Genomic DNA, 18,234 nt, shown 5'->3' with positions numbered 1-18,234 from the left:
TATTAATAATTAAATTTAGTAGCAACGGATTCTCGCTTTCCTATTAAATTTCTCTTCCTATTGCATTCTCTTCGCGTCCTTTGAGTCTTTTACCGGTTCATGTTAAACCAATCCTTGGAAAAATTTGTAGAGGGCGTTAAGATTCTAATGAATTCGCTAAAAAAAATAGAAGCGGGAAATTCCCGTTTAATCCATTCCGCCCATTCCACCACCCATGCCTCCGGGTGGCATGCCTCCTGCAGGCACGGATTTGCTTGACAGCACATCATCTATTCTCAGGATCATGGTGGCTGCTTCCGTAGCAGAATCGATAGCCTGTGTTTTTACCCTGAGAGGCTCAACCACGCCTTCTTTCCACATGTCCACGACTTTTCCCGTGAATACATTGAGACCTGCGGTATTCTTGCCCTTCTCATGCTGGCTTCGCATCTCCACAAGGATATCAATGGGGTCAAGACCTGCATTCTCAGCCAGGGTTCTTGGGATGATTTCAAGCGCCTCGGCAAATTTTGCGACTGCCAGCTGTTCCCTGCCTATTAATGTGGCTGAGTATTCCCGCAGGCGCAGTGCCAGTTCAACCTCTGGAGAACCGCCTCCAGCTACAAGTGTCTCATCCTCGATTGCAACTCCAACAACACGCAATGCGTCATGAAGCGCACGCTCGGCTTCATCCACAACGTGCTCGGTTCCTCCGCGAAGGATAATGGAGACTGCCTTGGGGTTGTGACACCCGGTAACATATGTCAATGCCTCCTCACCGATCTTTTTCTCTTCTACAAGATCCGCTTTTCCAAGATCAGATTCGCCGATTTCCTTCAGGCCTGTCAGTATCTTTGCACCGGTTGCGCGTGCCAGTTTTTCCATGTCGCTCTTCTTCACGCGCCTTGCTGCGTAAATGCCTGCTTTTGCAAGATAATGCTGTGCTATGTCATCTATTCCCTTCTCAACAAAGACCACATTCGCGCCGCTATCGATCACTTTGCTGACCATATCATGCAACATCTGTTCTTCCTGGTCAAGGAATAACTGGAGCTGGTCGGGTGTTTTTATTGAAATCTCGGCTTTAACTTCCGTCTTTTTGATCTCGAGGGCTTCGTTGAGCAGAAGTATTCTGGCATCATGGACATTCTTTGGCATGTTGGTATGGACTCTTTCCTTATCGATTACCATGCCTTCGATCAGCTCTGATGCTTCTACACTGCCACCCACTTTCTTCTCAACTTTGATATCTTCAACATCTGCTGTATATTTACCATTCTCTTTTTCAACCACCGCTAATATGGCATTTACCGCAAGGTCGGCGAAAACGTCCTTGGACGCTTCAGCTCCTTTTCCGGTGATCGCTGTCACAGCGATTTTCAATAATAAATCCTTATCTTCCAGGGTCACTGGTTTTGCAAGGGTTTTAAGGATTTCTTTTGCTTTTGCCGATGCAAGCCTATATCCGCTGGCGATGACTGTGGGATGCACACCCTGCTCTAAAAGTTCTTCAGCATTCTTCAGGAATTCACCTGCAAGCACTGCTGCCGTTGTTGTGCCATCTCCGACCTCATCATCCTGGGTCTTTGCGACTTCTACGATCATCTTGGCTGCCGGATGCTCGATGTCCATTGCCTGAAGAATAGTCGCACCATCATTCGTGATTACGATATCTCCCAGCGAGTCCACGAGCATTTTATCCATACCCTTTGGTCCCAGGGTCGCCCTTACCGCTGCGGCTACAGCCCTGGCAGCCATGATATTGTTATGCTGCGCTTCTCTTCCTTTTGTTCTTTGACTGCCTTCTCTTAGAATATAGATTGGCTGTCCTGCTAATTGTCCTGTCATAAATATCCTCCATCTCGATCGTAAACCGGTCTTCAACCTTCGTGCCGGGGCACGAAAATCACAAAGTCTGGATGCTTAAAAGGGATTCAAGCCCGGGCGGGAAGCAAATCCATAGTTATTCCGCACACAGTTTTACCTGTTGTTTGGTGTTCTATATCATTCTAAACTTACGAGATTACCACGCAGGTTTAGATAATGATCACCCGGTTTACTCTCCATTTTATATGTATAGCGTTAATGGCATTTATAATTTTGGTTATCGGAACTGATAATTCTCATAGCCATACATGTGTGCGCTCTCCAGAGGAGTGACACAGGCTTATCTTCTCTTTTTGCCGAACAGATAAGCCAATGAAAGTATGGCTATTCCAAGTGCAAATTCAAAACCCGGTACCTTATTTGTCGGTGCAGGCACCGGAGTAGCCGTGCCTATTGGCTTAGCTGGAGTTCCCGTTACCATACCTGTGGTTGTGCCCGCCGGAGTAGCCGTAACTGTTGGATTAACTGGAGTAGCCGTAACTGTTGGATTAACTGGAATAGCCGTGCCTGTTGGCTTAGCCGGAGTTCCTGTTACCATACCTGTGGTTGTTATTGTCGGGGTGTTTGTCGGGTTAACGCCAGAAGACGGGGCGGTGATAACATTGGCAGTTAATGTAACCGCTGTCTGTGCCAGCGCTCTGCCGTTTAGCGTTGCGCCAGTGTTCAGCGAAATCAGCGTTTTAGATAAGATAATTCCCTTGAAGTCAGACGTGGTTCCAAGGGTCGTTTTGCCGGCGACCTGCCAGAAGATGTTCCCGGCCTGTGCGCCCCCGCTAAGAGTAACTTTGGCACCGTTGTCCACGGTGAGATCTTGCGCTATCTGGAAGATCCAGACATCATTTGCGCCGCCCGATAGAGTGACACCACCTGCGGGGATTTTAACACCTGTCCCCCACTTATAAAGACCAGGGGTGAGTGTCATCCCGCCGATATTTCCGGCACCCAGTTCAGTATGATCGGGTGATGTCCGTCTGGCTGCATCGGTGTACGCTGTTTCCATGTCGCTTACGGCCGTGGTCATAGTAGATGGAGTTGGAGGCGCATAGTTGGCTGCATATACTTTTCCCGTCACTACAGATGACGTCGAAAATTCATTCGAGGCATCCATTATTAACCCAAATCCGGTTATGGCAGTGCTGGCGATTGGACTCACTCCAATGTCTCCAACAATCGAGGTCGTGCCAGTGGTTGAGATTCCTGATTTTGCCAGAATCACGAAATTGCCGGCTGTTCCAAGATCTACCGGCGCCTGCGTCACGCCCGCCGTTCCTGCCGCCAATCCCAAAATAATCAGTGTCAGCAGCACAGTAATTATATTTTTGAAAATAGTAGATTCTTTATTCATAATTACCATTTTCCTCCCAAAAAATTATACTAGTTCAGAAATATTACTTTCCAAAGACCTTCTTGATCTGGCCAATCTTTTCTTGAACTTTGCCGGCTATCTTTTCGTCTTTGCCTTCTGTTTCCAGGTCGGGATTCTTGCTGAGTTTCCCGGCGATTTCCTTTATCTCCCCTTTCACTTTGTGGATCTTGCCTTCTGCCTGATCCTGTGTACTACTTTTCATGAAATTCCTCCGTTGTATACTTATATTAATCTTGCAGCGTAATCACAGCTATGTCAGGAGCCTAAGCCGAATAATTCAGAGAATTATCGGTATTATCTACCGTTATAACTGCCACTCGATATTATTTATTATTAATGTATACTATAAAAATATATCGGTGGTTACCAACGCCTACCTAAAACTGATGGCAATTTATTTCACACTATTGTAACATGTTAAATAGCTGAAATCAAAGAGCCTGCTTTTGCTCCATACGTTCATCAACGTGCCTCTGGATGATATTTATTGATTCTGCCCATCTCCTTTCCTCTGAATAATGGATGGTCAAACTTCAGTAATGTTATGCAAATATATTATCTTACTATACTGAGGTCAGAACGCCATATGGAATACATGAAGCAGCATTATAAGGACCGCACCGGGAATTCCCCCGAGTGCGCAAATCAATACTACTGTAGCGGTATAAGCAATGTCCAGTTTAAAAATAATGTTGCCCATAGCAAGAAGAATGAGGCCCAGTATTGAATTTACAATCAGGTACTTTGCAGCCTTCAAAACAATATATATAACAATCACAGCTATAATTGCCAAAAATAAGATTATTGTCTCGACTGCCATGAATGGTAAAAGGAATCTTATATTTATTAAGCATTTTGGCTCCTCTAATTTAACTGCATTTTAATATTATGCGCATTCAACTATGAAGTCCAGAAATATTTGGTTTTATATGCTCATCTTCCGGTACGGGGAGAAAGAATGAAGTTGTAAAATTAACTGAGAGCCAAAAACAAGCGAAAAGATTATTAGCACTTGGTACAAATCACATCTATGGGAGGTTAGATTTATGGACCTATTCTGGACAATAGTTGTAATTCTGGTGATCCTCTGGCTATTGGGATTTTCGCTCGGTTTACTTGGTGGCATAATCCATATATTGCTGGTCGTTGCCATTATCGTGATACTGGTCAGAATCATCCAGGGACGCAAACCATTGTAGCCATTCCTGTTAGAAGAGCCGGGGAAATGTAACATAGAAGAGCTTATTAAAAATGATAAAAGAGACTTATTATAACCAATTTAAAGGATGGGGAACCGAGATTCCCGAAGAGGCACATAAAATAAAGGTAATGCGAAACAATGGAAGTTCTCTCGCGCCGTCCTGGGAACTTCTAAGAGATTGGCAGGCAGAAAGAATAAGATGGGAAGAATATGAAGAGCGATTCAGAAATGAAATGTTAGCTTCAGTGGAAGCAAGGAAAATTATGAAAGATCTTAAAATGCTTTCAAAAGACGTTGATGTTTATCTTATATGCTCCTGCCATAACAAAGAAAACCACTGCCACAGGTTTATTTTAATAGACATGATAAACAAGCTTTAACAGAGGCTTTATTTTTTCATTCGGACACAGCTAAAATATTACTTGAGGGATGGAATGCATTTTTCATAATGCGAGCAAGTTTCAGAACATCCGCATAGAGACATTCTATTTATTCTACAATCGGGAATATTCATGAATCTTCTTTGCGCTGCTCCAAGTTCAGCAATATCCCTCTTTAAATATCCAAAATCGCTACAATCTTCTTTTATAATCATTTTTTCTACCTCTTGAGATGCAATCATTTCCAAGAGCTATATACTTATGTTAATCAAGAATAAATTAACAGGACCGAATTTACCCAATGTGTATATATGCAACATTATAAAAAGAGTAATCCAATGGATCAACCCCCTCTGGCATTCTGGAGCTTCCCTGCTGCTGAACTGCTTGGACAACTCCAGACAACACCGCAGGGCATTACTGGCGATGAAGCACAGCAGCGACTCGCACGTTATGGCTCCAATCTCCTGACGCCCAAAAGAAGAACGGATGCACTTTCGCTTTTACTTACACAATTCAAAAGTCCCATTACCCTCATCCTTCTCTTTGCAGCAGGTTTGTCATTTTTCCTGCATGAACATGTTGACGTTTTCATTATCCTTGCAATCGTTTTCATAAGCGGCCTTCTTGGATTCTGGCAGGAACGAGGAGCTGCCAATGCAGTCGAGAAGTTACTCGCTATCGTGCAGATAAAAGCTATGGTGCTGCGTGATGGAAGCCCGGGAGAAATTCCGGTCGAAGAGATCGTGCCCGGGGATGTTATTATCCTCAACGGTGGAGATATCATTCCAGGAGACTGTCTGATCCTGGAATCCAAAGATTTATTTGTCGATGAAGCGACGCTGACAGGCGAAACATATCCGGTAGAAAAGTCGGCCGGGGAACTGGTGAAAGAAACACAGCTTGGCCGGCGTGGGAACTCGCTTTTCATGGGCACCCATGTGGTGAGCGGCAGCGCGAAAGTGGTAGTTGTCCGCACTGGGACTGAAACCGAATTCGGTAAGGTTTCCGAACGGTTGAAACTGCGGCCGCCGGAGACGGAGTTTGAACGTGGTGTCCGGCGGTTCGGGTATTTCCTTATGGAAATTACGCTCCTGTTGGTAATTGCAATTTTTGCAATCAACGCCTATCAGGCACGCCCAATTCTGGAATCACTCCTTTTTTCCTTAGCACTCGCTGTTGGGCTGACCCCTCAACTGTTACCGGCGATTATCAGCGTGAACCTTGCACACGGCGCAAAGCGCATGGCACAGCATAAAGTGATCGTTAAACGCCTTGCCTCCATTGAAAATTTTGGCAGTATGAACGTTCTCTGTTCAGATAAGACCGGCACTCTGACCGAAGGGGTAGTGCGGGTGCACTCCACTCTTGATGTTGAAGGAAAGGAGAGCGAAAAAGTTCTTTTCTATGCTTATCTCAATGCTTTTTTCCAGACTGGTTTTGCGAACCCGATAGACAGCGCGATCCGGAGCTTTAGCCAGTTTAAGATGCCTGGCTACCAGAAACTGGATGAAGTGCCGTACGATTTCGTCCGTAAGCGACTGAGCATCCTTGTCTCAAAAGATGATAAGCACCTGATGGTGACCAAAGGCGCTCTGCAGAATGTGCTGGCTGTCTGTTCCTCAGCAGAAATTTCCAATGGAAAGATCGCGGATATAGCTACCGTGAAGGAACAGATTCAGCAGTGCTATGAGAAGCAGAGCAGTAAGGGTTTGCGCATATTGGGAGTTGCTTACAGGGATATCGGGTCTGATTCGATTATAACCAAAGACCATGAAGCAGCGATGACGTTCTTAGGGTTCATTGTTCTATTCGATCCGCCGAAGCCTGGAATTGCCGATACTATAAATCAATTACATCATCTCGGTATTACATTGAAGATCATCACAGGAGACAACAAACTGGTTGCTGCCAATGTCGGCAAACAAGTGGGATTGACTGGACCTTCCATACTTACAGGCCAGGACGTTCGCCAGATGAGCGATGAGGCACTCCTTGGGAGGGTGAATGATGTAAATATCTTTGCGGATATTGAACCAAATCAGAAGGAACGCATCATCCTGGCTCTAAAGAAGACCGGAAATGTTGTGGGCTATATGGGGGATGGAATTAATGACGCGTCAGCTCTCCATGTTGCAGATGTTGGCATCTCAGTTGACAGCGCGGTAGATGTTGCCAAAGATGCGGCCGATATTGTGCTGCTGGAAAAGGATTTAGGTGTTCTTGTGCAGGGGGTGCGTGAAGGGAGAATGACATTTGCCAATACCCTCAAATATGTTTTCATGGCCACGAGCGCCAATTTCGGGAACATGTTCAGCATGGCTGGAGTATCGCTTTTCTTGCCTTTTCTCCCCCTGTTGCCCGGACAGATCCTGCTCACCAATCTCATGACGGATATCCCGGAGATGACCATCGCTACTGATAGCGTGGACGGCGAAATGGTTGATCATCCCAGGCGATGGGACATAGGGTTCATCCGCAATTTTATGCTGGTCTTTGGAATCTTGAGTTCCGTATTCGACATTCTTACATTCGGCGCTTTGTTTTTCATCCTCCATGCTGCAACGGACCAATTCAGGACCGGCTGGTTTATGGAATCTGTTATTTCAGCTTCGATGATTGTGCTTGTTATTCGCACAAAAAAACCTTTCTTCAAGAGCATACCCGGAAAGTATCTGTCCGCAGCCACACTGCTGATCGTCGCAAGCGCGTCTCTTTTCCCTTTCATGCCAATCGGGAAAGTATTTGGATTCAGTCAGCTTCCGATTTCATTCCTTCTTATTATGGGATTGATTGTTGCCTTTTACATCATCGCGGCAGAAATAGTGAAAGCGGTATTTTACAGGAGGGTAAAATTTTAAAGTAAATCCGTTGAGAAAGCTATCAATATTTCATAATCATTAGAAATGCGTGGGATGGTCAGGCACGTGGCGTTTGTGTCCTGCATAATGTTTATCTTAACGTATGCATCAAAATGATGCACTTAGATCAGGTAGGCAAGGAAATTCAAGATGATACAAAAACAACGATGTTCATGGCCGAATGATAATCCATTGATGATAGAATACCATGATAAAGAATGGGGCGTGCCGGTCCATAATGATATAAGATTGTTTGAGTTTCTTATTTTAGAGGGAGCGCAGGCAGGGCTAACATGGGAGACTATTTTACGGAAGCGAGAGAATTATCGTAAAGCTTTTTCTGACTTTAATCCGGCTAAGATATCACACTATACGGAAGTCGACGAGGAACGTTTGCTGGCTGATACGGGTATTGTCCGTAATCGTCTGAAAGTTCGAGCTACAATCATAAACGCTGGAAAATTTCTTGAGGTTCAAAAAGAGTATGGCAGCTTCGATAAATATATCTGGCAATTTGTTGGCGGTAAATCAATAATGAATGAATTCAGATCTTTATCAGAAATACCGCCGAAAACCAAAGAATCTGATGCAATGAGTAAAGACCTAAAAAAACGTGGATTCAAATTTGTCGGCTCTACGATTTGTTATGCTTTTATGCAGGCGGTAGGAATGGTGAATGATCACACAACTGACTGTTTTCGGTATAACATTCTTTCATAGTTGTTGTTTGAGAGATACCTATAATTAGAGAAATGCTAATGGAATACCGAGATATTTTAACCGACAACAGAATTAAAAAACAAAGGACTGAAGATTTATGGATGTGCGCAAAGCAATACAATCAAGACGAAGCATAAGGGCGTATGATTCCCGTGAGGTTGAAGAGGATAAATTGGTGAGGGTTCTCGATTCTGGAAGACTTTCTCCCTCAGCAGGGAACCGCCAGGAGCGCAGATTTATCGTAATAAGAGATGCCAGAAAACGACAATTGCTTTCAGAAGCAGCAAGAAACCAGAAATTCGTGGCCGAGGCACCAGTAGTAATTGCAGCCTGCTCAGTTGAATCAGAATATGTAATGTCCTGCGGCCAGCCTGCTTATCCAATTGACACCGCAATTGCCGTGGATCATATGACCCTCCAGTCGGTCGAAGAAGGACTGGGTACATGCTGGATAGGCGCATTCGATGAAAAAAAGGTCAAAGAAATATTAGGCATCCCGGATAATGTACGGGTGGTTGCTCTTCTGCCTCTTGGCTATCCCTCAGCTATCCCGCGCCCTTCATCGCGAAAAAGCCTTGATGAAATCGTTATGTGGGAGAAATGGAGCATTTGAAGCATTTACAGAAGTTGTAAACTACGCAGGGCTGAAGCCCTGAGCGTTTGAGGTTTCCAGTAAAAAGTTGCATATTGTTTTTCCATCGAAGATTTTTGTACCCATAAAAACATTCGGGACTTTACAAAATAATTCAACGAGAGAAGCTTTATCTATAATTAACTGTAACATAATTACGAGAGAGGAATAGTAATTTATTGTTCCAATCTTGATAAGATCTGGGAGTAAAATATACCGCAAATAGTTGTAATCTATCCAAGTACGTCAGGAAATACAAAAACAACGGCGGTGCAGCGTTTGGCTAATCACTGGAAATGATGGAAAAGATGGATTGGGAGAATTATAATGAGTAACAAGAATCAAGAAAAGAAATTAACTACTGCCTTTGGGATACCTGTCGCTGACGATCAGAATAGCCTTACTGCCGGAGAACGAGGGCCTGTCCTGATGCAGGATGTTCACCTGCTGGAGAAGTTAGCTCACTTTAATCGTGAACGCATCCCTGAACGTGTTGTGCATGCAAAAGGAGCAGGTGCAGGTGGATACTTTGAGGTTACCGCAGATGTTACCATGTACACCAAGGTAAAGTTCCTTTCTGAAGTCGGCAAGCGAACCGAGGTATTTGCCCGGTTTTCAACTGTGGGGGGAGAAAAGGGATCAGCAGATGCCGAGCGTGATCCAAGGGGATTTGCGGTGAAATTTTATACCGAGGAAGGAAACTATGATCTTGTCGGAAATAATACCCCGGTTTTTTTCATACGTGACCCTTTAAAATTTCCGGACTTCATACACACGCAGAAGCGTAACCCTGCCACCAACTGCAAGGATCCGGATATGTTCTGGGATTTCCTTTCCCTGACGCCTGAATCAATTCACCAGGTAACCATACTCTTTTCAGATCGCGGCATTCCGGCCACGTTTCGAAATATGAATGGCTACGGCAGTCACACTTTCAAGTGGTATAACGAGAAGGATGAATATTTCTGGGTGAAATATCATTTCAAGACCGATCAGGGAATAAAGAATCTTACCCGGCAGGAAGCAGAGATCATGCGTGCCAAGGACCCTGACCATGCTACAAGGGATCTATTTTTGGCTATCGAAAGGGGAGATTTCCCGTCATGGACAGTCCAGATGCAGATAATGACGCCTGAGCAGGCAGAAGATTACCGTTTTGATATCCTTGATGTAACTAAAGTCTGGCCCCATGCCGACTTTCCGCCCATTGAAATTGGAAAGATGGTTTTGAACCGGAATCCTGAAAATTATTTTGCCGAAGTTGAACAGGCTGCATTTTCCCCGGGAAACCTTGTGCCTGGTATTGCCGCCTCACCTGATAAGATGCTTCAGGGCCGTCTTTTCTCGTATCATGATACCCATATCCACAGACTGGGACCGAACTACCACCTGCTGCCAGTAAATGCACCGAAAAATGCACCTGAGAACAGCTATCAGCGTGATGGATTCATGCGCACTGATTCAAACAGTGGTGGCAGCCCGAATTACTGGCCGAACAGTTTCAATGGGCCTGAGCCTGATATTTCTGCAAAAGAACCTCCTATCGAGATCTCAGGGCGTGCAGATCATTACCCATATACGCATCCCAACAATGATTTTGTTCAGGCCGGCAACCTGTATCGTGATGCGATGACCGAACAGGATCGTGAGAACCTGGCAGGTAATATTATCAGTCATCTTGGTGGAGCGCAAAAGCGTATTCAACTGCGCCAGACTGCTCTATTTTTCAAGGCAGACCCTGATTATGGTCGTCGGGTGGCTGAGGGACTTAAACTGGATATAAAAGAAGTTGAGAATTTGGCTAAGATGTCAAATGATGAACGGGTGAAAGCAACATCATAGATACTCTTTTCCTGCTTTTTCAAAATACATTTTATTTTCAACACCTTATGCTGCTATGCATATAGTCCCCCAACGTTAAAAAATATAAAAGCCATTCCACCATGCCCTGAAGCACGCTGGAATGGAACTGGAATTATATATCGAAGTACTGGTAGAACTCGTACGGCGTGGGTCTTATCGAGTTCTGCTTGTATTCCTCGGATTTGAGCTCTATCCACATATCGATGGCATCACCCGGGAAGATCGGCTCAAGGAATTTCCTGTCAGACTCCAATTCACCAAGTGCCTCAAGCAACGAGCCCGGGCACTCCTTGATTCCCATCTGCTTCCTGCGCTCAGGCGTGAGGTGATAGATGTTCTCATCGCACGGGTCTCCGGGGTCGGTCTTTCTCTTGATGCCGTCAAGCCCTGCTGCAGTGAGCGCGGCAAACGCAAAATAGGTATTGCAGCTCGTATCAGGCGGTCTGAACTCGATTCTCTTCGGAGCCTCCTTGCCCTTCTCATACACAGGCACCCTTATGCTTGCCGAGCGGTTGCGCTTGCTCCATGCGATATAGACAGGAGCCTCGTAGCCAGGAACAAGCCTCTTGTATGAGTTCGTGGTGGGCGAGGTGATGGCGCACAGTGCCCTTGAATGTTCCATCAGTCCGCCGATGTAGTAGCGGCAGGTCTGCGATATCTCCGCATACTCGTCGTCCGGGTCATAGAAGGTATTCCTCCCTTTCTTCCAGAGCGACTGGTGGATATGCATGCCTGAGGCATTGTCGCCGAATATCGGCTTTGGCATGAAGGTGGCGATCATTTTCATATTGTATGCCACGTTCTTGACCACGTTCTTGTACGTGAGCACGTTATCAGCCATCTTCGTGAGCGTGTCGTACTTCATATCGATCTCGCACTGTCCTGCGGTGGCTACCTCGTGGTGGTGCGCATCGCAGATTATGCCGAAGTAGTCGTAGAGCAGCCCTGTTACCTCGCTGCGGTATTCCTGCAGTGTGTCCTGTGGGGGTGCGGGGTAGTAGCCTTCCTTGAACCTTATCGGGTGGTTTATGCCGCTCGTTTGCGACCAGGGGGCTTCTTTTGATTCTATCTCGTATCCGGTGCCAGACCAGGCATCGCGTGCCGAGGAGAAGCTTGGATACATCCTGAACGAGTCGAACACGAAGAACTCAAGCTCGGGTCCCCAGTATGAGAGGTCAAAACCCGCTTTGTTTACAGCCTGCTCTGCCCTCTGCGCTATGTGCCTGGGGTCGCGTGAGAACCGCGGTCCTCCGAAGGCATCGTAGAGGTCGCATATCAGGCGGAGCGTCCTGTGCGGCGTGTTGTCGGTCCATGGGAGGATGGCGCAGGTACTCGGGTCTGGGAACATCCTCATATCAGACTCGAAGATGGCCTTAAAGCCCTTGATGGAAGAGCCGTCCAGCTTTCCTATGCCGTCTGTGAAATCTTCTTCTTTCAATGTGTATGAAGGGATCGTGATGTGCTGTATGTAGCCAGGGATGTCCATGAACTGGAGGTCTACCCATTTTACGGTCTTTTCTTTTATGAATTCCAGAAGCTTTTGCGGTGTTGGTGTTGATGATGACATTATTCTTTCTCCTGTGTTTATGGTCCCCACATATCCTTATTCGGTTCCATTGCATATTCGCCAGTTGAGCCCAAGTTTTAACTGTTACAATCCAAGTTTTAACTGTTACAATGTATGTTATTTACCCAACTTGAGAGACGACTCAAATGAAGGATACACTGAGACCGACCATAGGCTACCGTTTATATACTTAAATAGTTTTTCTTTTCCGTTTCAGGTTATAGTTCTTATATTGCTTTTGACCATAACACCCCACATGGAAATCCGGCTATCCCGCCCGTGCGTTGAAGACCGCTCACGGTATATTGCAGAGTGCCACCTCGGAAAAAGACTGGTTATGGAGAAATTGTGCGACGTCCTGAGACGCACTGGCGTAAAGGAGCTGAAGTGCTCGATACGGCTTGGCGTTGCACGCTTTGAACTGGAAGGAAGGAGCGTGATGTTATACCAGAGTGGGAGAGTGGATATCCGGAGAATCCAGAACACCGGCGAAGCCCGGGACGTATTGGAACAGATAATATCTCTTGTGAAGGACGCCTTCAGCGATATATCTTCTTAGAGAACTCGCCTATGGTATTGCTGGTTTTTTGGACATAGGCATCCATCTTTTTATCAAGATGCTCTTCAACACCTTTGATGTTTATCCTGATTGACCGCTCCTTTGCGTCAAGTGAGGCTTCAAGCTTCTGCAATCTGTTGCTGACGAACAATAACATTGCCGCCAGCGAACCGATAAGAAGCATGGCAGATATGATGATAACAGCGTCAGAATCGCCAAGACGGATGAGCCATTTATAAGTCAATACTATTGAAGACAGTGTCATAACCACGGCAAGAACAATATCTTTTGTTTCCATTCGACCACCTCTTTATAATAACTCTTCTCGATATATATAGATTTAGCTGTACGAGGTGCAGAAAAGAATGTGTAAACAAATATAAGCAATAACAAACCAATATAATTCCTGTGAAGTTAAATGATATCAAAGAATAGGTATGAGAACATCGTATTAAAAGAAATTCAGGGGCTTTCTCAAAGTGAATTATTTAAAGTTATAAAAACTATACACTTTCTTAAACAGGAAATTTTAATGAATAAAAAAGGGAATGTTGCAGAAATCCTTAAATTCGCAGGAATCTGGAAGGATATTCCTCAGAATAAGTTAGATATTTTCTCAGAAATTTTGAAAGAACGACAAAAATTCAGCGAAGGAAGGTCGGTCTTTGGATAGTTTCACGTTGGATACGGACATTGTTATAGAAATTCTTCGTGGGAACCAGAAAGCAATAAAGAAGATGAAGAGTCTTCCGCAAAACACTTTAATTTGTATAACGGGTCTGACAGTTTATGAATTATATAAAGGTGTTTTATCCGTAAGGAATACGAAGCTGGAGAGTGATGTGAGAAAATTTATAGAGAGTGTTGAGGTTCTTCAGCTTGATTCGGATATTGAGAAAGCAGCAGGGGAAATCTACGTATATCTTAGAAAGAAGGGAGAACTTATAAACGATGCAGATATCCTGATTGCGGCTACCGTTTTAGCCAACAATAGCGTGCTGGTCACAAATAACGAGGAGCATTTCAAAAGAATAGAGTCTTTAAAACTTGAAAATTGGCTCCAATAGCAAGGGATAGAATATTGTAACAGGATTAGGTTACGCGATAGTAGGTATATCATGGGCCCGCTGAGATTCGAACTCAGGATCTCCGCTGTGTGAGAGCGACGTCATAGCCGACTAGACCACGAGCCCGGTGAATTGCTGTTTGATGGCATGTATTCCTAATAAGATTTTGCATTCCTTGTTTTATCCTTCCTCCTCATCATACATAACATTTAAATACCCTTATCATTATAATGACAGAGTATGGGAAGGAGACTACGCACTGCGTGTGTGAATCCTTTTCTATCAGGAGAAAACAATGGCGAAAATAATGCACGTTCAAACAGTTCTTGTGGTGGAGGATATCGAAGCCCTGAAAATTAAAACAGGCGAAACCAGCACCAAAGACGCTCTCGCCAAGGCAGTCTCACATTTTCTCGAGTGCGAATATACGCAGGATAAGAATATGTGGGCTAAGAAACTTGAAAATGTTGTAAACAAGAGAAGTAAACATGAGGAGGAAATAGCAATATGAAATTTAGGAAGAATGAAGAGGCAGTATCGCCTGTCATCGGTGTGATATTGATGGTGGCGATCACTGTGATACTGGCAGCGGTGATAGCTGCATTCGTGTTTGGTATGGGAACGCCCCAGAAAGCGCCGCAGGCAAGCATAGTGATAACGAGCGCCACGACGTCAACAGGTTATATAAATCTCACACACAGTGGTGGAGAATCCATAGATTTGTCTAAAACAAGGGCAATTATAGATGGAAATAGCAGTTCATACCATGATGTTATTAGCCAACTGAGTAACAACAGTAAGTTCTTTGGCGTAGGAGATCTCCTGGCAATAAATTCCAGCAGCAATACAGTCGTTCTCAATAACGTTGTCCAAAATCCAGTGCTTCCAAGTGCACCGGGTAACTTCCCCGTAGGTCTCGGTACGATAACGATAACGTTAATAGACACCGCTTCCAGCCAACAGATAGCGAAGATTACAGCTTCAGTAGTATCATAAATATATACGCCCCCTTTTCTTTTTTTCGGGGGCATTTCTTAAGCTTAGACAAAAGGCATTTAAAGGAAGCTATCAGTAGATGGTACAGGTATGTTGAACATGAGAACTATCAATCACTGGATGGATGATTAAAATGCAGCTATCAGATATCATCCTGGAATTCTTTCAGATATACACCATAGCTACTGCCTTCGTATTGATCTTCCTCATCGCGCAGATTCTTTACATGATGAGCACGGTGGACAAGGACCTGCTGAAAGCCAAACTATTCCTCAATGAAACGGTGATGCAGCGCACATGGATATATATCTCGATTGCAGGAGCTTCATTTGCCCTCAATACCTTTATCAAGTTCGCTACACAGTTAGCAGGCTGGGGTGAAATCCTGACAGCCTATCACCTGTATGAAATAACCCAGCTCGTTTTCCTTGTTGCTTTCATCCTTGCGGTCTATAACTGGTATGTGTTCATAGGCAGCTTCGCAAGCAAGGATTAAATTTTGCCTTCAGATATTATGCAGGAGACTATAATTCCATTTTCCGCAGTCGGAGAGGCAGAGGCGCAGAAAAGTTTTAAGTAGAATTCCGAACATCATAGAATTATGGCAATAGGACTCGGCGACATCTACGAAAAACTCAAAGAACTTGTTACGATTACGGACAAGGTCAGGAAGAACACCGATAGGATTGTAACTTTAGAAGAAGAAGTGCATGGTCTTAAGGAGGAATTCAGAGCATTCCGTGAAGAATCCCGTTTGAGCAATTCTGAACTGAGAGGGGACATCAAGGCAATTTTAATCCAGCTCAAAACCGAAGAAAGAATGGACTCTTTAGAAGCAATGATCAAAGAACATATAGCAGTCTGCGAAAAAGCAAAGGCTTAGATTCTAAATCAAAAGCAAATTTTCCAGCATTTTTATACCCTAAAAACCGACCATTATAACAACCGGGACGTGTACACCACGCTCGCGGTACTGGCATTGAACACCAACAGGATTAAACTGGGGACAGGGGTAACGAATCCCTATACGAGGAACATCGCGATCACAGCCCAGAGCATAGGTGCGATCAATGAGATATCGGGAGGACGCGCAGTCCTGGGCATAGGTCCTGGCGATAAAGCCACCTTTGATGCCATGGGCATCGAATGGGTGGAACCAATGACCACCATCAGCGAGAGCATAGTTGCGCTCAGGGCATTCTTTACAGGTAAAAAAGTCTCGCAGGACGGAAAACGGGTAAAAATAGGCGGCGCAAAACTTGCATTTAAGACCGGGAATATCCCAATCTATATGGGCGCCCAGGGTCCGAAGATGCTTGAACTCGCAGGAAAGATAGCTGACGGCGTGCTCATAAACGCATCCCATCCCAAAGACTTTGAATTTGCGATAAAACAAATAGCATTAGGCGCCAAAGCGGCAGGCAGGGACCCAAAGAGCGTGGATGTAGGCGCATACGCATGCTTCTCCATTCACAAGGATGCCGAGAAGGCAAAGGGCGCAGCCAAAGTAGTGGTTGCGTTCATTGTTGCAGGTTCGCCAGATACGGTTCTACAGAGGCACGGCATCGAGGTAAGCGCAAAGAAAATAATCGGCGACGCCATTGCCAAAGGAGACTTCCCGGGCTTGAACAACCTCGTTACCGAAAAGATGATAGATGCATTCTCCATATGCGGGACACCCGCCGACTGCAAGGCAAAGGTTGAGGCATTAAAGAAAATCGGCGTCACGCAGATAGTGGCAGGCTCTCCGATAGGTCCTGATAAGGAAGCCGCGATTAAGTTGATAGGCAAAGAGATAATCGGAGGAAAATAGGTGCAGGCAGAAACGCACAGCGAAACACCCGGCGTGCCAGTATCGAGAGGAATCCTTAAATCAGATCAAACCCGGGTGCTCGCAAGACTTGGCAGTATGTATGCCCCAGATGCGGGATTGCCCAAAATCGCGGATGTAGGGGAGTACAATTACTGCTCCTCCTGCGGCACATGCGAATCCATATGCCCTATGAATGCACCCGTGGTGAGGCGCGAGGCTGTTGACATCTCCAAAGAAAAGAACAGTTACAGGAAAATGGAGTTAAAAACCGAGGCGCTTTTCCAGTCCATCAATCCCTTCAAGGTTGACATTAACCCGTGTGTACAGTGCTATGCATGCGAACGGGTGTGCCCCATACTTGACGGTTTCCCTGTAGATGAATTCAATAACATAAAGGTCATGAAAGCCGGCAGGAGCAAAACGCTCCACGGTCAGGATGGCGCCGTTGTTTCGCAGATATTGAAATCCCTGCTCGAGCAGGGAGAAATAGACTGCGCGCTCGGGGTTGTGAGGAATGATAAATGGGAGACAAAAGTGGTGATGTTCACGAGCCCCGAGGATGTGACAAAAGCAGCAGGCACAAAATATACCTACCAGCCCGTGGTAGCCAGCATGCGGGATATCCACCGCGCATACGCAGACACATTTCAAAAGGGACTGAAAAAATATAAGAAAGTTGCGCTGGTGGGAGTGCCGTGCCAGGTGCACGGAGCTTCATTGTTCAGGGAGAATTTTAACAGGATCGAATTGATAATCGGGCTCATCTGCATGGAAAGTTTCTCGGAAGAGGTCATGTTTTCCGAAGTTATCCCGAAAATAATGGGCGTGGATATAAGAGACGTTGTTAAGATGAACTTCCATAAGGGAAATTTCATCGTTGAGACCACCAAAGAGACAAAGGAAGTGCCCATAAAAGCGGTTGCTCCGATGGCACGACATGGATGCCATTTCTGCCAGGACTATACTTCATATTACGCAGATATATCCGTTGGTTCGGTTGGTTCTGATGACGGCTGGAGCACCATCTTCGTCAGGACTGAGAAGGGTGAGAAATATCTCAATAAGGTTACTGATATAGAATATTCGGACAAACCAATTGTACTGGATATTGTCAAAAAACTGGCCGGCATGAAGCACAAGCACAATAGCTGGGACTGGCGTACCTTCATGAAGGAAATCTGGAGCCGCGATTCCCCCATAAGACCGTGGGGGAGAGAGAGGCTAGCGAAGATTCCACCCCCGCCGCCAGAAAAAATAGAACCTGTGGGGAAGGAAGAGAAAGCGGAGAAGGAAAAAACAAAAAAAGCGGAAATAGCCGCAAAGCCAGCTCAGCCTGAAGAATGA

22 protein-coding genes and 1 tRNA gene are annotated in these 18,234 nt (G+C 45.3%); 15 read left to right on the top strand and 8 right to left on the bottom strand.

Translation table 11 applies throughout. From position 1 onward, the window contains the following. Window positions 1-186 precede the first annotated feature (186 nt). From thsB to O8C68_10905, 4 genes are all read right to left on the bottom strand, one after another. Window positions 187-1,827 carry a thermosome subunit beta gene (thsB, locus tag O8C68_10920; protein ID MCZ7396304.1) on the bottom strand — a complete coding sequence of 547 codons (1,641 nt, stop codon included), beginning with the start codon at window positions 1,825-1,827 and terminating at the stop codon, window positions 187-189. A 319-nt stretch (window positions 1,828-2,146) separates the two neighbouring features. Then, complete coding sequence (locus O8C68_10915; protein ID MCZ7396303.1) at window positions 2,147-3,211, bottom strand: ice-binding family protein; 1,065 nt, start codon at window positions 3,209-3,211, stop codon at window positions 2,147-2,149. 43 nt (window positions 3,212-3,254) lie between these two features. Continuing rightward, window positions 3,255-3,434: a CsbD family protein gene (locus tag O8C68_10910; GenBank protein ID MCZ7396302.1), complete on the bottom strand. Its 180-nt coding sequence runs from the start codon at window positions 3,432-3,434 to the stop codon at window positions 3,255-3,257. A gap of 372 nt (window positions 3,435-3,806) precedes the next feature. After that, window positions 3,807-4,052 (bottom strand): pro-sigmaK processing inhibitor BofA family protein, encoded by a 246-nt coding sequence (locus tag O8C68_10905; GenBank protein ID MCZ7396301.1) that lies wholly within the window; start codon window positions 4,050-4,052, stop codon window positions 3,807-3,809. Window positions 4,053-4,278: 226 nt separating this feature from the next. On the opposite strand from O8C68_10905, the gene O8C68_10900 reads away from it, so the two are divergent. Next, a complete protein-coding gene (locus O8C68_10900; protein MCZ7396300.1) occupies window positions 4,279-4,431 on the top strand; it encodes a lmo0937 family membrane protein in 153 nt (50 codons plus the stop codon). Between the two features lie 52 nt (window positions 4,432-4,483). Further along, on the top strand, window positions 4,484-4,813 hold the full coding sequence (locus O8C68_10895; protein MCZ7396299.1) for a DUF488 domain-containing protein: 330 nt from the start codon (window positions 4,484-4,486) through the stop codon (window positions 4,811-4,813). A gap of 38 nt (window positions 4,814-4,851) precedes the next feature. On the opposite strand, the gene O8C68_10890 is transcribed toward O8C68_10895, so the two are convergent. Beyond that, window positions 4,852-5,061 carry a hypothetical protein gene (locus O8C68_10890; GenBank protein MCZ7396298.1) on the bottom strand — a complete coding sequence of 70 codons (210 nt, stop codon included), beginning with the start codon at window positions 5,059-5,061 and terminating at the stop codon, window positions 4,852-4,854. Between the two features lie 90 nt (window positions 5,062-5,151). Here O8C68_10890 and mgtA point away from each other — a divergent pair, with 90 nt between their 5' ends. From mgtA to O8C68_10870, 4 genes are all read left to right on the top strand, one after another. Beyond that, window positions 5,152-7,674 (top strand): magnesium-translocating P-type ATPase, encoded by a 2,523-nt coding sequence (gene mgtA, locus O8C68_10885; GenBank protein ID MCZ7396297.1) that lies wholly within the window; start codon window positions 5,152-5,154, stop codon window positions 7,672-7,674. A gap of 150 nt (window positions 7,675-7,824) precedes the next feature. Next, window positions 7,825-8,394 carry a DNA-3-methyladenine glycosylase I gene (locus O8C68_10880; GenBank protein MCZ7396296.1) on the top strand — a complete coding sequence of 190 codons (570 nt, stop codon included), beginning with the start codon at window positions 7,825-7,827 and terminating at the stop codon, window positions 8,392-8,394. 103 nt (window positions 8,395-8,497) lie between these two features. Beyond that, a complete protein-coding gene (locus O8C68_10875; GenBank protein MCZ7396295.1) occupies window positions 8,498-9,007 on the top strand; it encodes a nitroreductase family protein in 510 nt (169 codons plus the stop codon). A gap of 345 nt (window positions 9,008-9,352) precedes the next feature. Then, entirely contained in the window at window positions 9,353-10,867 is a 1,515-nt protein-coding gene (locus tag O8C68_10870) for a catalase (GenBank protein ID MCZ7396294.1), read from the top strand. Window positions 10,868-11,000: 133 nt separating this feature from the next. On the opposite strand, the gene glnA is transcribed toward O8C68_10870, so the two are convergent. Further along, on the bottom strand, window positions 11,001-12,455 hold the full coding sequence (glnA, locus tag O8C68_10865) for a type I glutamate--ammonia ligase (protein ID MCZ7396293.1): 1,455 nt from the start codon (window positions 12,453-12,455) through the stop codon (window positions 11,001-11,003). 256 nt (window positions 12,456-12,711) lie between these two features. Here glnA and O8C68_10860 point away from each other — a divergent pair, with 256 nt between their 5' ends. Next, window positions 12,712-13,014, top strand: a complete 303-nt coding sequence (locus O8C68_10860) for a hypothetical protein (GenBank protein ID MCZ7396292.1) — start codon at window positions 12,712-12,714, stop codon at window positions 13,012-13,014. Here O8C68_10860 and O8C68_10855 read toward each other — a convergent pair. Beyond that, on the bottom strand, window positions 12,995-13,312 hold the full coding sequence (locus O8C68_10855; protein MCZ7396291.1) for a hypothetical protein: 318 nt from the start codon (window positions 13,310-13,312) through the stop codon (window positions 12,995-12,997). The two genes, O8C68_10860 and O8C68_10855, sit on opposite strands and share 20 nt — an antisense overlap. A gap of 120 nt (window positions 13,313-13,432) precedes the next feature. Here O8C68_10855 and O8C68_10850 point away from each other — a divergent pair, with 120 nt between their 5' ends. Together O8C68_10850 and O8C68_10845 are read left to right on the top strand one after the other, a co-directional pair. Continuing rightward, window positions 13,433-13,687: a hypothetical protein gene (locus O8C68_10850; GenBank protein ID MCZ7396290.1), complete on the top strand. Its 255-nt coding sequence runs from the start codon at window positions 13,433-13,435 to the stop codon at window positions 13,685-13,687. Continuing rightward, the gene (locus O8C68_10845; protein MCZ7396289.1) at window positions 13,680-14,081 is read left to right on the top strand and encodes a PIN domain-containing protein; all 402 of its coding nucleotides are present in this window, start codon (window positions 13,680-13,682) and stop codon (window positions 14,079-14,081) included. The genes O8C68_10850 and O8C68_10845 overlap by 8 nt, the downstream gene beginning before the upstream one ends. A 52-nt stretch (window positions 14,082-14,133) precedes the next feature. On the opposite strand, the gene O8C68_10840 is transcribed toward O8C68_10845, so the two are convergent. Continuing rightward, window positions 14,134-14,207: transfer RNA gene (locus tag O8C68_10840), tRNA-Val, on the bottom strand. Window positions 14,208-14,376: 169 nt separating this feature from the next. Between O8C68_10840 and O8C68_10835 the strand changes: the two genes are divergently transcribed. The 6 genes from O8C68_10835 (at window position 14,377) to O8C68_10810 (ending at window position 18,234) form a co-directional block, all read left to right on the top strand. Beyond that, complete coding sequence (locus tag O8C68_10835) at window positions 14,377-14,592, top strand: DUF5371 family protein (protein ID MCZ7396288.1); 216 nt, start codon at window positions 14,377-14,379, stop codon at window positions 14,590-14,592. After that, a complete protein-coding gene (locus O8C68_10830) occupies window positions 14,589-15,077 on the top strand; it encodes a type IV pilin N-terminal domain-containing protein (GenBank protein MCZ7396287.1) in 489 nt (162 codons plus the stop codon). Before O8C68_10835 ends, O8C68_10830 begins: the two co-directional genes overlap by 4 nt. A gap of 124 nt (window positions 15,078-15,201) precedes the next feature. Beyond that, window positions 15,202-15,573: a hypothetical protein gene (locus O8C68_10825; GenBank protein MCZ7396286.1), complete on the top strand. Its 372-nt coding sequence runs from the start codon at window positions 15,202-15,204 to the stop codon at window positions 15,571-15,573. Window positions 15,574-15,678: 105 nt separating this feature from the next. Further along, entirely contained in the window at window positions 15,679-15,960 is a 282-nt protein-coding gene (locus tag O8C68_10820) for a hypothetical protein (protein ID MCZ7396285.1), read from the top strand. After that, entirely contained in the window at window positions 15,961-16,890 is a 930-nt protein-coding gene (gene mer, locus O8C68_10815) for a 5,10-methylenetetrahydromethanopterin reductase (protein ID MCZ7396284.1), read from the top strand. Beyond that, window positions 16,891-18,234, top strand: a complete 1,344-nt coding sequence (locus tag O8C68_10810; GenBank protein MCZ7396283.1) for a Coenzyme F420 hydrogenase/dehydrogenase, beta subunit C-terminal domain — start codon at window positions 16,891-16,893, stop codon at window positions 18,232-18,234.

The sequence above is a fragment of the Candidatus Methanoperedens sp. genome, from assembly GCA_027460525.1.
Taxonomy (GTDB): Archaea; Halobacteriota; Methanosarcinia; order Methanosarcinales; family Methanoperedenaceae; genus Methanoperedens.
Note: the sequence above shows the minus strand (reverse complement) of the source record. Positions and strands in the feature narration are given on the sequence as shown.